We start from the raw sequence: 13842 nt of genomic DNA, 5'->3' as shown, positions 1-13842 counted from the left end.
TCAGAGCTTGATCTCGATGTCGACACCCGCGGGGAGGTCGAGGCGCATCAGCGAGTCGACCGTCTTCGGGGTGGGGTCGATGATGTCGATCAGCCGCTTGTGGGTGCGCATCTCGAAGTGCTCGCGGCTGTCCTTGTACTTGTGCGGCGAACGAATCACGCAGTACACGTTCTTCTCGGTGGGCAGCGGCACCGGGCCGGCGACGGTGGCGCCGGTACGGGTGACCGTGTCGACGATCGTGCGCGCCGAGGAGTCGATCACCTCGTGGTCATAGGCCTTCAGCCTGATGCGGATCTTTTGTCCCGCCACAGTTCGTCCTTACTATCCGTCCTGCAGTGTCGGCAGCCCGTACGGGCGAACCACTGTCCCGTCTCTCCGACCCACGCGGTCGGGTGTGTCGCGGAGTTCGGACGCACACCAGGAAGGATCGATCCTGCCTTGGTTGTGGTGCCGGCCCAGCGGCCCGGCCACGAGCGGGCCTCTCGGTGCGGCGAGTGCGGCCACTGATGGCGCACCTCACCCCGGCGACCCGTCGGAGCAACCCGGCAATACTGTCAGAGATCGGCCCGTGAGCCAAATCAGGGTCCCGGGACGGGTGTGGTAGGCCGTCACGCCCGTCGAGGGGTGCGGCTCAGGCTTCCGGGGTGCCCTGGGTGAAGCGCTGGCGCCAGCCCGACGGGCCCAGCACCCACACCGAGCTGCGCAGGGCGGTCCCCCGCTCGTCGCTGCTGCGCCACAGCAGCAGCATCGTGGCGGCGTCGACCCGGCTGACCTCGACGACGTCCAGACCGGTCCGACGTCCCGGCGTGCTGGCCAGGTGCTCGACCATCTCGGCCCGGCTGCACAGCCGGCCCGACGCCCCGACCTCGCGCCAGTGCGGGTGCAGCAGCTGCTCCACCCGCTCGGGGTCGGCCCGCACCCGCGGGTCGAGCAGCTCGCGCTCGTGGGCGACGACGATCTCCTCGTCGGTCGGGTCGGGGGTGGCGAACAGCGCGTCCACCGGGGTGGGCTCGTCGGTGGCCGGCGGCACCAGCTCGGCTTCGGCGTCCGCCTCCTCGGCCTCGTCGACGTCCGCCGACGGTGCGGTCGCCGGCACCCGGAGCTCGTGCTGGACGAGCCCGGCGATGCCCGGCCCGGTGTCGGGCTCGGTGCCGCGCTGGAACGCGGTCGCGACGGCCCGGGCACGTGCGTCGGCGGCCTCGTTCATGGCGTGCCCGGCATGGCCCTTGACCCACTCCAGGACGACGTCACGGCCCTGCAGGGCGGCGTCCAGCTCGCGCAGCAGGTCCTGGTTGAGCACCGGCTTGCCGTCGGCCTTCTTCCAGCCGCGCCGCTTCCAGCCGGGCATCCACTCGGTGACGGCCTTGATGACGTAGGTGCTGTCGCACAGCACCCGCAGCGGCACGCCGAGGTCGGCGGTGGCGCGCAGCAGGTCGAGGACGGCCATCAGCTCGCCCATGTTGTTGGTGCCGTGCGGCCAGCCGCCCGCGGCCCAGGTGTCGTCGTCGACGTACCAGGCCCAGCCGGCCGGGCCCGGGTTGCCCAGCGCGGAGCCGTCCGCCGCGGCGACCAGGGTGCGGGCGGCGTCGGCGGTCGGGCTCTGGGCTGGCACGCCCGGCACCCTACCGACGCACGGCGGGGCGTGCACCGGACGTGGCCGGCGCCACACCCGCGGCAGGGCGCCCGACCCTAGGATCTCGGTGTGACCCCGCTGCGCATCGTGCTCGTCCGCCCCCGACCGGCCGACCCGGCAGCCGCCGCCGACCTGGTGCGCCGCGCGCTGCCCGGGGCCGTCGACGCCGGGACGCGCGAGCGCGGCGACCTGGTCAGCGTGGAGCTCACCGCCCAGGCCGAGGACGTCGTCGGGCTGCGCACCCGCCTCGCCGAGGTGCTGACCGGTTCGGGCTGGGACTCCGCGGTGCTGGTGCCGCCGCTGCCCGAGGGCGCCGGCCTGCTGGTGCTGGACGTCGACTCCACGCTGATCACCGCGGAGGTGATCGAGCTGCTGGCCGAGCACGCCGGCACGCGGGAGGAGGTGGCGGCGGTCACCGAGCGGGCGATGCGCGGCGAGCTCGACTTCGCCGCCAGCCTGCACGCCCGGGTGGCGACGCTGCAGGGCGTCCCGGTGACGGCGCTGGCCGACGTGCTGCAGCACCTGCGCCTCTCCCCCGGCACCAGCGACCTGATCGCCCGGGCGCGCGAGCACGGGGCCACCATCGGCCTGGTCTCCGGCGGGTTCATCGAGGTGGTGCAGCCGCTGGCCCAGCTGCTCGGCATCACCCACGTCCGGGCCAACCAGCTCGAGGTCGCCGACGGCCGGCTCACCGGCCGCGTCCTCGGCGAGGTGGTGGATCGTGCGGTCAAGGCCGCCACCCTCGAGCAGTGGGCCGGTGAGCTCGGCGTGCCGCTGGAGGCCTGCGTGGCGATCGGCGACGGTGCCAACGACCTCGACATGCTCGCCGCCGCCGGGCTGGGCATCGCCTACTGCGCCAAGCCGGTGGTGGCCGCGGCCGCCGACGCCGCGATCACCGTCCCCCGCCTCGACGTCGCCGCCGAGCTGCTGCGGTGGTGAACCCCGTCCCCCCGGACGAGCGCGTCCGGCCCGGGGTGGCGGCCGCCCACCCCAGCACCGCCGGGGCCGGGGCGGCCGTGCTGCGCCGGGGCGGGCACGCCGTCGACGCGGCGGTGGCGATGACGCTGGTCAGCTGTGCCGCCGAGACGCTGTTCACCGGGTTGAGCGGCGGTGGGTTCGCGGTCGTGCACGAGGCCGCCACCGGCCGTACCACCTGCGTCGACTTCTTCGTCGCCGTCCCCGGCCTCGGCGAACGCCGCACCGGGCGGGGGGTGCCGATCCAGGTCCACCTCGGCGGGCACCCCGTGCCGTACGAGATCGGGCCGGCGACCGTGGCCGTGCCGGGGCTGCCGGTGGGCGTCCGGCACCTGTGGCAGCGCTGGGGACGGCTGGACTGGGCCACCCTGGTGGAGCCCGCGCTGACCGCGTCCTACGGCACGCCGTTCCCGCTGACCCACGCCGAGCTGCTGCCCAACATCACCGAGGCGATGTGCGCCGGCGAGGGCGCCCAGGTGTTCTGCCGGCCCGACGGGTCGCTGCTGCAGGCCGGCGACCCGCTGTTCCACCCCGAGCACTGGCGGGCCTTCGAGCTGCTCCGCGACGACCCGGACGCCTTCTCCACCGGCCCCTACGCCGAGGCGATGCTGGCGGCCGTCGCCGAGGGCGGCGGGCTGAGCGCCACCGACCTGGCCGCCTACCGGGTGCGCGAGTCCGAGCCCCGCGAGGTCGCGATGGAGGTGGCCGGACGCCGGGTGCGGGTGCTGGCCCGCGGGGACGACCTGGACGACGTGCTGGCCACCCTGCTCGGGGCGTCGGAGCACGACGGCGACCCGGTCAGCGACCCCGCGGCGGCCACCCACCTGGTCGAGGCGCTGCGAGCCCACCCGCGGCTGGCCGACACCACCAACGTGTGCGCCGTGGACGCCGACGGCAACGCCTGCGCGGTGACCACCAGCCTCGGTCTGGGCTCCTCGGTCTACGTCCCCGGCTACGGGGTGCACCTCAACTCGATGCTCGGCGAGGGCGAGCTGGTCCGCGACGAGTGGGTGCCCGGCCACCGGGTGAACTCGATGATGTCGCCGATGGTCGTCCTGGACGGAGCCGGCCGGCTGCGGCTGGTGGCCGGGGCCGCCGGCGGCAGCCGGATCCGACCCGCGCTGGTGCAGACCGTGCTGCGGATGCTGCGCGGGGTGCCCCCGCAGGAGGCGATCGACCGTCCCCGGCTGGCCGCGCTGCCCCACGGGCACGTGCGGCTGGAACCGGGCTTCTCCCCCGTGGTGCTGGACGCCCTCGCCGCGGCCGGGAACACCGTCTTCGAGACCCGCACGCAGCTGCCGTTCTTCGGCGGGGTGAGCGCGCTGTCGCCGCTCGGGGCCGGCGCCGACCCGCGCCGCAGCGGCGAGTGGGTGCTGCTGGGCTGAGCCCGGCCCCGGCCGTCGCCGCGGGCCACTAGCGTGAGCGCGTGGACAGGGTGCGGTGGGGCATCATCGGCGTCGGCGACGTCACCGAGCGCAAGAGCGGGCCGGCCTTCCAGCAGGCGGAGCGCTCGGAGCTGGTGGCGGTGATGCGCCGCGACGCCGCGAAGGCCGAGGACTGGGCCCGCCGGCACGGGGTGGGCCGCTGGTACGCCGACGCGGACGCCCTGATCGCCGACCCCGAGGTGGACGCGGTCTACGTCGCCACCCCGCCGGACTCCCACGCCGACTACGCGCAGCGGGTCGCGGCCGCCGGCAAACCGGTGTACGTGGAGAAGCCGATGGCGCGCGACGCCGCGGAGTGCGACGCGATGGTCGCCGCCGCCGAGCGGGCCGGCACCGGGCTCTGGGTGGCCTACTACCGCCGGGCGCTGCCACGGTTCCGCCGGGTGCGCGAGCTGCTGGCCACCGGGCGGGTCGGCCGCCCGCGCTCGGTGCTGGTGCGCACCCAGCAGCCGGCCCGGAGCGGGGGCGAGCTGCCGTGGCGGGAGCAGCCGGAGGTGTCGGGCGGCGGCTACCTGGTCGACCTCGGCTCGCACACCCTCGACCTGCTCGACTGGCTGTTCGGGCCCGTCACCGAGGTCACCGGCGGAGCCACCTCGACCGCGTCCACCGACGACGCCACCGCGCCGCGGGCGGAGGACCAGGTCACCGCCACCCTCGCCTTCGCCAGCGGCGTCCGCGGGGTCGGGCTGTGGGACTTCGCCGCCGCCGAGCGGGTCGACCGGGTCGAGGTGGTGGGCGACGGCGGCAGCCTCGTCTTCTCCTGCTTCGGCAGCGAGCCCCTGCGGCTGCTCGCCGACGGCCGGGAGGAGCTGGTGCGGACCGAGCACCCGGACCCGGTCCAGCTGCCGCTGGTGCAGAGCGTGGTCGACGAGCTCACCGGCCACGGCACCTGCCCGAGCACCGGCCGCACCGCCCTGCGCACCGCGCAGGTGCTGGACGCCCTGCTGGCCGACCACCGTGCCGCCGAGGCCGCCCGCCTCGCCGCCGCGACGCCCTGACCCGACCCCCGACGCAGCGGCGACCTCAGAGGAGCAGCTGGAGGGTGCGGGCGTGCGGGCGCAGGGCGAACTGCGGGGAGACGTCGGGACCGCAGGCCGCCGTGCCGAGACCGTGCTGGGCGGCGTCCAGGTAGAGGTAGGTCCGGTCGCTGGTGGGCAGCTCGTGCGGGTGGTCCGCGTCGGCGATCTGCTGGGCGGTGTGCCGGCTGAGGGTGAACCCGGGACGCCGTCCGGCGGTGTCGGGCAGCGCCTCCAGCGTGAGCCAGTCGTGCACCCCGGACCGCGACAGCACCAGCCGGCGCAGGTCGCTGCGGTGCCCGGTCTCCTGCGGCCGGCTGTACGGCGCGGCGAGCTCGTCCACCGAGGCGGTGAAGCTGCCCACCCGGGCCGCGGCCAGGCTGTCGGGGTAGGACTCCCCGGGCCCGAGGCCGAACCACTCCGCACGGGTCACGTCACCGGGCAGGTCGAACCGCACACCCAGCCGGGGCCAGACGCTGCCCCACCCGCGCGAGGGCGCGAGCTCGATGGTCAGCGCCAGCCGCTCGCCTCCCGGCGTCGGCACCAGCTGCCAGGTGGTGGTCGACTCCAGCCGGGCGCGGCCCTGGGCCGCCATCGACACGCCCCGGGTGACCAGGGAGCCCGGGCCGGCCTCGACCGAGGTCACCCGGTGCACCAGCCGGTGCAGACCCTGCTCGCGCCACACCATCTCCCAGGTGGTGCGCCGGCCGCCGGAGGCCAGCAGCGCCGCGTCGGCCTCGGCCGCCCCGGCCGGCAGCGGCCGGGACGCCCCGAAGCCGGCCTTGCCGCGGTCGTTGTCGGTGGGTGCGCGCCACAGCTCGGGCAGCGGACCGCTGACCGGCACCCCGGCCAGCTCGACGAGCCGGCCGTGGGCGAACACCGCCGGGCCCAGCTCCAGCCGCTCCGGCACCGGCTGCCCGGTCTGCACCGCCGGCAGCGGGAGGACGCGCACCGGTGCGGTGGCCTCGGCGACCCGGAACTGCCCGCGGGCGACCACGTGGCCGGCCGGTGCCCAGGCGGTCGCCTCGGCCAGCTCGGCCTGGACGCTCAGCCAGGCCTCCCCCGGCACCGGCGGGGCCCCCGGGTCGAGGTCGATCCGGGCGCTGCGTCCGGGCAGCACGCGCGGCACCTTCTCCGTGCCGCGGGCCAGCACCGTGCCGTCCACCTCGAGCCGCCAGCGCAGCCGCAGGTCGGTGGTGTCGGTGCTGTGGCGCAGGTTGCGCACGGTGAGCCGCTTGTTGGCCCACTCGAAGCGCACCGGCTGCACCACCGCCGCGTACTCGTGCAGACCCGGCGAGGGGGTGTCGTCGCTGAAGACGAGTCCGTCCATCACGAAGTTGCCGTCGTGCACCACCTCGCCGAAGTCACCGCCGTAGGCGAGGTACCGGGTGCCGTCGGGCGTGCGGTGCCACAGGCCGTGGTCGCGCCACTCCCACACGAAACCGCCCTGCAGCCGCGGGTGCTGCTCGAACAGCTCCTCGTACTCGCTGATCAGGCCCGGGCCGTTGCCCATCGCGTGCACGTACTCGCACAGGATCGCCGGCTTGGTGCGCTGCCGGACGCCCTCGGCCACCGTGCAGCCCAGCAGCGGCGTGGTGTCGCCGTCGGTGCCGATCGCGGCGGTCTCGGCCAGCGAGGGGTACATCCGGGAGTAGACGTCGGTGTAGGCGCCGACGTAGTCGCCCTCGTAGTGCACCGGACGCTCCGGGTCGCGGGAGTGCACCCAGGCCGCCATCGCCGCCAGGTTGGCCCCGGTGCCGGACTCGTTGCCCAGCGACCACAGCACCACGCTGGGGTGGTTCTTGTCCCGCTCGACGGTGCGGGTGATCCGGTCCAGGTAGGCCTCGCGCCACACCGGGTCGTCACTGGGGTTCTGCCGCCAGTCGTCGGAGCCGAAGCCGTGCGTCTCCAGGTCGCACTCGTCGACCACCCAGAAGCCCAGCTCGTCGGCGAGGTCGAGCACCCGTGGGTGCGGCGGGTAGTGGCTGGTGCGGATCGCATTGACGTTGAACCGCTTCATCAGCGCCATGTCGGCGCGGGCGTGCTCCTCGTCGAAGACGCGACCGCGCTCGGGGTGGGTCTCGTGCCGGTTGACGCCGTGGAAGAGCACCCGCGCGCCGTTGACCAGCAGCAGCCCGTCCCGGATCTCGACCCGGCGGAACCCGACCCGCTGGGTGATCGTCTCCGCGGCGTTGGAGACCACCACCTCGTACAGGCGGGGCCGCTCGGCCGACCACGGCTCGACCTTCTCCAGCTCGACCGGGCCGACGTCGGCGGCGGAGTCGAAGGTCGTCGAGACCCCGAGCTCCTCGATCGCCACGGTGACCGGGAAGCCGCCCTCGGCGACGTCCAGCTCGACCTCCAGGGTCCCCGCCCCGGTGCCGACCGCCTCGCCGGCGTAGCCGGCCCGCAGCCAGACGTCGGTGATGCCGCCGCGCGGACGGGCCAGCAGGGTGACGTCGCGGAAGATGCCGGGCAGCCACCACTGGTCCTGGTCCTCCAGGTAGGTGGCGGCCGACCACTGGTGGACCCGGACGGCGACCGTGTTGGTCTGCCCGGGCACCACCTGCTCGGTGACGTCGAGCTCGGCGGCCAGCCGGCTGCCGGTGCCGACGCCGACCTCGACCCCGTTCACCCAGACCCGGTAGATCGACTCGACGCCGTCGAAGCGCAGCAGCACCCGCTCGGCCTCGGCCCACTCCGCCGGGACGTCCACCTCGATGCGGTGGTCACCGGTGGGGTTCTCGTCGGGCACGTGCGGCGGGTCGAGCGGGATCGGGAACTGCACGTTGGTGTAGATCGGACGCCCGCGGGTGCCGTCACCGGTGAGCACCCAGTGCGAGGGCACCTCGATGGTCTCCCAGCCCGAGACGTCGTAGCCGGGATCGGCGAAGGCCGCGGGATCCTCCCCCGCCGGCAGCACCCCGCCGCCGCCGGGCGTCCCGGGAGCCCGGTCCAGCAGCCGGAACGACCACGTCCCGTTGAGCGAGATCCGCGGTGCGTCGCTGTGCAGCCACGAGCGCGGGGCGGCGTGCGCCCCCCGTCGCGGTGCCGGGTCGGTCAGGTAGGACACGTCGTCCGTCGTCACTTCACAGCCCCTTCGGTGAGTCCGCCACGCCAGAAGCGTTGCAGCACGATCATCGCGATGGCCAGCGGGATCACCGAGAGCAGCACGCCGCCGGTGGTCAGCTCGTAGAACTCGGGCAGCCGGTCGGTCTGGGAGCGCCAGTTGTTGAGCCCCAGGGTGATCGGATACAGGTCCTGGTCGGCCAGCATGACCAGCGGCAGGAAGTAGTTGTTCCAGATGCCGACCAGCTGGAAGAGGAAGACCGTCACCAGCGCCGGGGTGAGGATCCGCAGCCCCACGGTGTGGAAGATCCGCAGCTCCGAGGCGCCGTCCAGCCGGGCCGCCTCCAGCAGCGACGGGCTGACCGAGGCGTCGGCGTAGATCCGGCAGAGGAAGAGCCCGAACGGCGAGACCACCGACGGGATCAGCACCGACCAGTAGGTGTTGGCCAGCCCCAGCTCGCTGAAGAGCAGGAACATCGGCAGCGCGGTCGCGGTGCCGGGCACCAGGACGCCGCCGAGGATGGTGCCGAACACGAGGTTGCGGCCGCGGAACTGGTAGCGGGACAGGGCGTACCCGCCGGCCGCGGCGAAGTAGGTGGCCAGCAGCGCGCCGACCCCGGAGTAGAGCACCGAGTTGGCGAACCAGCGCAGGAAGATGCCGCCGTCGTAGGCGACCACCTCGCGCACGTTGGCGAACAGCGCGAAGGTCTGGCCGAACCAGAAGCCGTTGGTGGCGAACAGGTCCTCGGTGGTCTTGGTCGCCGCGACCACCACCCAGTAGACCGGCACCAGGAAGTAGAGCGCGACCAGCAGCAGGATCGCGGTGACGAGGATGCTCCGCCCGGCGGACTGGCCGGGACGGCGGTTGCGGCCGCCGGAGGCGACGCTGTCAGTGACGGTGGCGGCGCTCATCACGACCTCCGGTTGGTGAGTCGCAGGAACAGGAAGGACAGCGCGAAGGCCACCAGCGCGATCAGCACGGCCTGGGCCGCCGCCACGTTGTAGTCGTTGTAGGCGAACGCGGTGGTGTAGGCGCTGAGGTTGGGCGTGTACTCGGAGTCGACGTCGGGCGCGACCGTGGAGAGCACCTGCGGCTCGGCGAACAGCTGCAGGGTGCCGATGATGGAGAACACGGTGGTGAGCACCAGTGCGGGACGGATCAGCGGCAGCTGGATGCTGGCCGCCACCCGCAGCGGGCCGGCGCCGTCGACCTTGGCGGCCTCGTAGACCTCGGTCGGGATCGCCTTCAGCTGGGCGACGATGATCATCATGTTGTAGCCGGCGTAGGTCCAGGTGACGATGTTGGCGATCGACCACAGCACGGTGCCCGCGCCGAGGAAGTCGAGCTCGATGCCGACCACCTCGGCGGCGTCGATGACCGGGCTCAGCCCGGGGACGTAGAGGAACGACCACAAGATGGTGGCGATCACGCCGGGGATGCCGTAGGGCAGGAAGTAGACGGCGCGGAAGAAGCCGGGCCAGCGCGCGGAGGCCGACTCCAGCAGCAGGGCCAGCACGGTGGACAGCGCGATCATCACCGTCACCTGGACGACGCCGAAGAGCAGCATCCGGATGATCGAGTCGATGAAGTTGCCGTTCTCCAGCGCCTGGGCGTAGTTGGCGAACCAGGCGAACTCACTGGTGACCCCCTGCTCGCCGAAGACGCCGCTGCGGGTGACCCGGGTGAAGCTCTGCCCCACCGCCACCAGGATCGGCAGCACGAAGGTCAGCACGAAGAACAGCAGGAACGGGGCCAGCAGCAGCCAGGGCGCGGCGGTCAGCTGGCTGCCGCGCCGGCGGCGGCCCGACGTCGCGGCGGGGGCGGTCGACTGCTCGGTCGCGCTCATGCCTCGGCCTTCCGGATGCTCAGGCCCTTGTTGGTGAAGGCCTTGACGATGGCGTTCTCGGCGGTCGCGATGGCGTCGACCAGGGTGCCGCCGGAGACCTTCTGGCGGAACCCGTCGGAGAGGATGTTGAACGACTGCTGGGTGATCGGCCACCAGGACCAGTCCGGGTTCTGCGCCTCCGGCTGGGCGGCGGGCTCGAAGACCTCGGTGTTGTAGCTCTGACCACCGAAGAAGTCGGCCCCGCCGAGGCGGCTCTGGCCGATGTAGTCGCGGCTCGGCGACCAGCCGATGCCGCTGTTGGCGATCATGGCGTCGATGCCCTCCTGGCTCGTCGTCATCCAGATGGCGAACTCCATCGCCTCCTGGGGGTGCTTGCTGTTGGCCAGCACCGCCGCCGTCGACCCGCCGAGGAAGGTCGAGGCGTAGCCGCCCGAACCCCAGGTCGGCAGCGGCGCGACCCGCCACTGCCCGGCGCCGGAGGTGACGCTCTGCAGCAGCGCGTCACCCCAGCTGGCCTGCGCGGCCGAGGCGATCTGGCCCGCCGACGCCGCGGCGTACCACGGGGTCGAGAACTGCCCGTAGGCGGTGGTGATGAGGTCCTCGTCGATCGCGCGGTCGAAGTGCCGGGCGACCTGCAGGGTGGCGTCGTCGGTCATGTGGATGACCCACTCCTCACCCTCCACCCGCAGCCAGCGGGCCCCGGCCTGCTGGGCGAGCGCGGCGAACCAGGAGGTGTCGGAGAGGTCGAGGCACTCCAGGTAGACGTCGGTGGCCCGCATCCGCCGGGCGGTCTCGTTCCACTCCTCCCAGGTCGCCGGCACCTCCGCGCCGGCGGCCTGGAACAGGTCGGGGCGGTAGTACAGCGCCAGCGGCCCGCTGTCCTGGGGGATGCCGTACACCCCGCCGACGAAGGAGACCTGCTGCCACAGCGTCTCGTTGAACCGGTCGGCGTACTGGTCGACGCCGTAGCGGCGCAGGTCGACCAGACCGTCGACCAGCACGAACTCCGGCACCGTGCGCATCTCGACCTGGCCGATGTCGGGGCCGCCACCGGCGGCCAGCGCGGAGTACATCTTCTGGTAGCCGCCGTCGTTGCCGCCTGGGATCCAGCTGGCCTCCACCCGGATGTGCGGGTTCTGGGCGTTCCACACGTCGCAGACCTTCTGCAGGTCCTTCAGCCAGGACCAGTAGGTCAGGGTGATCGGCCCGTCCGCGGGCGGGATGGTCGGTCGGGTGTTGACCGGGGTCGCGCCCGGCCCCGCGCACGCCGACAGCAGCGCGCCCGCTGCCCCCGCGCCGCCGAGCCTGAGCAGATCTCGTCGGGTGACTCTCATGCCGCCTCACTTCGCCGTGATCGAATGCGGCCGCTAACGTACAGCAAAACCGTGCAGGTGCACGACTTTCACGCGGACGCCGGCGCAGGGCCGGCCCGAGACGTCGACGAGGACGGGGACGCGATGAGCAGCAGGACGCGAGGGCCGGCGGCGACCGGCGCGGACGTGGGTGGCGCGACGGGCGCCGGGCGGCGGCGGGGACCGTACGCCAAGAGCGCGGGACGGCGGCGTCAGATCCTCGACGTCGCCCTGGCCCGGTTCGCCTCCCGCGGCTACCGGGCCGCCTCGCTGCGGGAGATCGCCGCGGACGCCGGGATCAGCCTGTCCACGCTGATGCACCACTTCCCGACCAAGGAGGACCTGCTGCTGGCGACGCTGGGGCACCGCGACGAGGCCGGTGCGGTGGAGACGCCGACGTCGGCCGCCAACTTCCCCACCGCCGTCCTCGCCCGCGCCCGTCGCAACGAGGACCTGCGGGGTCTGATCGAGGTCTACACCGTGCTCTGCGCGGAGGCGACCACCGCCGGGCACCCCGGGTCGGACTACTTCGTCCGCCGCTTCACCCACCTGCGCCAGGAGTACGCCGGCTACTTCGCCGAGCTCGCCCGCCAGGGCCGGCTGCGCCCCGGTGTCGACCCCGAGCGCGCGGCGACCTCACTGGTGGCGCTCTGGGACGGGCTGCAGCTGCAGTGGCTGCACGCCCCCGCCCAGGTGGACGTCGCCCGCCACCTCGAGGACTTCCTCGCGCTCGTGCTGCGACCCGCGGCCAGCCCGCCCGACGCCCCGGCCTGAGCCCGGACGGCCTCACCGCCACCGGATGGCTGCGGGCCCGCCGGCGCGGCACCCGGCGGGTTCAGCCGGTCCTCGTCCAGCCGATCGCCGGGGCGATGTGGTCCCGGATGTTCTCGAGGAGCTCCAGGTTGTGGTCGACGCCGAGGACGTTCGGGATCGTCACGAGCAGCGTGTCGGAGGACATCACGGCCTCGTCCCGCTGGAGCTCCTCGACGATCCGGTCGGGCTCGCCGATGAAGCTCTTCCCGAAGCGGGAGACTGCTCCGCCGAGCACGCCGACGTGCTCCTGCGACGCGCGCGCAGCCGGGCCGTAGAGGTCGGCGTCGCGTTGCGAGACGATCGGCAGGATGCTGCGCACCACGGCGACGCGGCGGCTCCCCGGGTGCCCCGCCTCGGCACGCGCGGTCCGGAACGCCCGGATCTGCTCGGCCTGCAGCTCGCTGAACGGCACCCCGGTGTCCTCTGAGAGCAGCGTGCTGCTGAGGAGGTGGAGGTCCTGCTCGCCGGCCCACCGCGCGCTCTGGCGGGTGGCAGAGCCCCACCAGATCCGTTCCGGCAGCGTCGGCGACTGCGGCTCGATCGCCAGCGGGACGGTTGTCGACGTCTGGCTCGGGTCGCTCTCGGCGACGGGGGCTCCCGCGATCGCCGCGCGGAACCGTGCGGTGTGCTCCCGTGCCATGTCGCCCGCGGTGTGGCCCTCGGCCGGGCGGAAGCCGAACCGTTCGTACCCCCGCAGAGCCGGCTCCTGCGATCCGCGGCCCAGGCCGAGCTGGAGGCGTGAGCCGCTGATCAGGTCCGCGGAGGCGGCGAGCTCGGCCATGAGGAGGGGGTTCTCGTAGCGCATGTCGATGACGGCGGTGCCGATCTCGATCCGGGAGGTCCGCGCCGCCACCGCGGCGAGAAGGCTCCAGGGACTGGAGAACTGGCGTTGGAGGTGGTGGACGCGGCTCCAGGCGCCGTCGAGACCGAGCGCCTCGGCGCCCACGGCGATCTCGATCCCCTGGGTGAGAGCCTCACCTGCCGTCCGGGCGGACGCGCCCCAGGTGTTCTGGTGGTGGCCGAACGACAGGAAACCCAGTCGGCGCGCGCTCACCTCGCCGCACCAGCGCTGACGTCGGGGAACGCGGCCATGGCGAGGTCGACGGCCTCGAGCAGCTCCCGACGGGGGACGCCGCTGGCAGCCTGGACGGTCAGCCCGGTCGCGACCGTGACGTAGTACCGGGCCAGACGGGCCGGGTCGATCCCCCGGGGGAAGTCGCCGTCGTCGAGGGCCTGCTCGAAGCGGAGCTGCATCGCCTGGCGGACCTCCTCACGCCGACGCACCAGCTCGTCGTGGACGTCGGCGTTGCCGGCCGAGCACGCGAGTGCCCCCTGCACCAGCAGGCACCCTGCGGGATGGTCCTCGCTGGTCGCGCTCTCGACGACGCTGGTCAGCATCGAGCGGACGGCCGCGCGACCCGTCGCCTGCGCCACCGCCGCCTGCAGGTTGCTGGCCGTGTCCTGCACGTACCGGTCCACGACCCGGTCGAAGAGCGCGCGCTTGTTCCCGAACGCCGCGTACAGGCTCGGCGGGTTGATGCCCATCGCCTCCGTCAGCTCCGCGATCGAGGTCGCGTCGTAGCCCCGCCGCCAGAACACGTCGACCGCTCGGTCGAGGGCCTGGTCGAGGTCGAAGGTCCGGGTCCGTCCACGTGACATGTCTCACCAATCTGTAGCGATCACTACATTGCT

Annotated in this window: 12 protein-coding genes; 4 read left to right on the top strand and 8 right to left on the bottom strand. The window is 73.5% G+C overall.

The genetic code is table 11. The features are described from left to right. The gene (rpsJ, locus tag DT076_RS09935; RefSeq protein WP_090592218.1) at nt 1-309 is read right to left on the bottom strand and encodes a 30S ribosomal protein S10; all 309 of its coding nucleotides are present in this window, start codon (nt 307-309) and stop codon (nt 1-3) included. 322 nt (nt 310-631) lie between these two features. Further along, nucleotides 632-1612 (bottom strand): ribonuclease HI family protein, encoded by a 981-nt coding sequence (locus tag DT076_RS09930; RefSeq protein ID WP_114126502.1) that lies wholly within the window; start codon nt 1610-1612, stop codon nt 632-634. Between the two features lie 90 nt (nt 1613-1702). Between DT076_RS09930 and serB the strand changes: the two genes are divergently transcribed. Genes serB through DT076_RS09915 form a run of 3 tightly spaced genes read left to right on the top strand, consistent with a single transcriptional unit; the run spans nt 1703 to nt 5051 of the window. Continuing rightward, nucleotides 1703-2572, top strand: a complete 870-nt coding sequence (gene serB, locus DT076_RS09925; RefSeq protein ID WP_233493844.1) for a phosphoserine phosphatase SerB — start codon at nt 1703-1705, stop codon at nt 2570-2572. Next, nucleotides 2566-3993: a gamma-glutamyltransferase gene (locus DT076_RS09920; RefSeq protein WP_114126501.1), complete on the top strand. Its 1428-nt coding sequence runs from the start codon at nt 2566-2568 to the stop codon at nt 3991-3993. Before serB ends, DT076_RS09920 begins: the two co-directional genes overlap by 7 nt. Before the next feature lie 41 nt (nt 3994-4034). Continuing rightward, entirely contained in the window at nt 4035-5051 is a 1017-nt protein-coding gene (locus tag DT076_RS09915) for a Gfo/Idh/MocA family protein (RefSeq protein WP_114126500.1), read from the top strand. 25 nt (nt 5052-5076) lie between these two features. On the opposite strand, the gene DT076_RS09910 is transcribed toward DT076_RS09915, so the two are convergent. Genes DT076_RS09910 through DT076_RS09895 form a run of 4 tightly spaced genes read right to left on the bottom strand, consistent with a single transcriptional unit; the run spans nt 5077 to nt 11319 of the window. Continuing rightward, the gene (locus DT076_RS09910) at nt 5077-8157 is read right to left on the bottom strand and encodes a glycoside hydrolase family 2 TIM barrel-domain containing protein (protein ID WP_233493843.1); all 3081 of its coding nucleotides are present in this window, start codon (nt 8155-8157) and stop codon (nt 5077-5079) included. Then, a complete protein-coding gene (locus DT076_RS09905; RefSeq protein ID WP_114126499.1) occupies nt 8154-9050 on the bottom strand; it encodes a carbohydrate ABC transporter permease in 897 nt (298 codons plus the stop codon). The genes DT076_RS09910 and DT076_RS09905 overlap by 4 nt, the downstream gene beginning before the upstream one ends. Next, nucleotides 9050-9985 carry a carbohydrate ABC transporter permease gene (locus DT076_RS09900; protein WP_114126498.1) on the bottom strand — a complete coding sequence of 312 codons (936 nt, stop codon included), beginning with the start codon at nt 9983-9985 and terminating at the stop codon, nt 9050-9052. Before DT076_RS09900 ends, DT076_RS09905 begins: the two co-directional genes overlap by 1 nt. Continuing rightward, nucleotides 9982-11319 (bottom strand): extracellular solute-binding protein, encoded by a 1338-nt coding sequence (locus tag DT076_RS09895; protein ID WP_114126497.1) that lies wholly within the window; start codon nt 11317-11319, stop codon nt 9982-9984. The genes DT076_RS09900 and DT076_RS09895 overlap by 4 nt, the downstream gene beginning before the upstream one ends. 123 nt (nt 11320-11442) lie before the next feature. On the opposite strand from DT076_RS09895, the gene DT076_RS09890 reads away from it, so the two are divergent. Further along, a complete protein-coding gene (locus DT076_RS09890) occupies nt 11443-12111 on the top strand; it encodes a TetR/AcrR family transcriptional regulator (protein ID WP_114126496.1) in 669 nt (222 codons plus the stop codon). A 61-nt stretch (nt 12112-12172) separates the two neighbouring features. Here DT076_RS09890 and DT076_RS09885 read toward each other — a convergent pair whose 3' ends face one another. Next, nucleotides 12173-13204 (bottom strand): LLM class flavin-dependent oxidoreductase, encoded by a 1032-nt coding sequence (locus tag DT076_RS09885; protein WP_114126495.1) that lies wholly within the window; start codon nt 13202-13204, stop codon nt 12173-12175. Beyond that, nucleotides 13201-13809, bottom strand: coding sequence for a TetR/AcrR family transcriptional regulator (locus DT076_RS09880; protein WP_114126494.1), 609 nt, complete (start codon nt 13807-13809; stop codon nt 13201-13203). The genes DT076_RS09885 and DT076_RS09880 overlap by 4 nt, the downstream gene beginning before the upstream one ends. Nucleotides 13810-13842: the final 33 nt, after the last annotated feature.

This window comes from Desertihabitans brevis (assembly GCF_003327535.1).
Taxonomy (GTDB): domain Bacteria; phylum Actinomycetota; class Actinomycetes; order Propionibacteriales; family Propionibacteriaceae; genus Desertihabitans; species Desertihabitans brevis.
This window is presented reverse-complemented; position numbering and strand designations above follow the sequence as displayed.